The sequence below is a fragment of the Secundilactobacillus hailunensis genome (assembly GCF_005405185.1).
Classification (GTDB): Bacteria; Bacillota; Bacilli; order Lactobacillales; family Lactobacillaceae; genus Secundilactobacillus; species Secundilactobacillus hailunensis.
In genome coordinates, this window is record NZ_BJDO01000132.1 from 1 (window position 1) to 461 (window position 461).

The 461-nt window shown below is 36.9% G+C and carries 1 pseudogene; it reads left to right on the forward strand.

The annotated features are described in order from the left end of the window. Positions 1-461, forward strand: a pseudogene (locus FFM73_RS12645) (MobQ family relaxase); the annotation flags it as partial.

Genomic DNA, 461 nt, shown 5'->3' on the forward strand with positions numbered 1-461 from the left:
TGGAAAAACAGCACCTTAATTAAACATGCGGTTGGTGAAGATGTGACTAAACAATTATTGACAATTAACCAACAAGAAAGCTCACTCAAAAAAGCAGATGAACTCTTAAATAAAGTGGTCGATCGCACGACGAAAAAACTTTATCCAGAGCTTAATTTTGAACAGACCACGCAAGCTGAAAGACGAGAATTAATTAAGGAAACCGATAGCGAACAAACAGTTTTCAAGGGTAGTGAATTAAACGAACGTTTAATGAACATTCGTGATGATTTGTTGACCCAACAATTATTGACCTTTACCAAACGGCCATACGTTGGCTGGAAGTTATTAATGCAACAAGAAAAGGAAGTCAAAACCGAGCTTAAATATACGCTGATGATTCATGATGATAGCTTAGAAAGTCTAGAACACGTTGATCAAGGTCTACTAGAAAAGTATTCACCAACCGAGCAGCAAAAGAT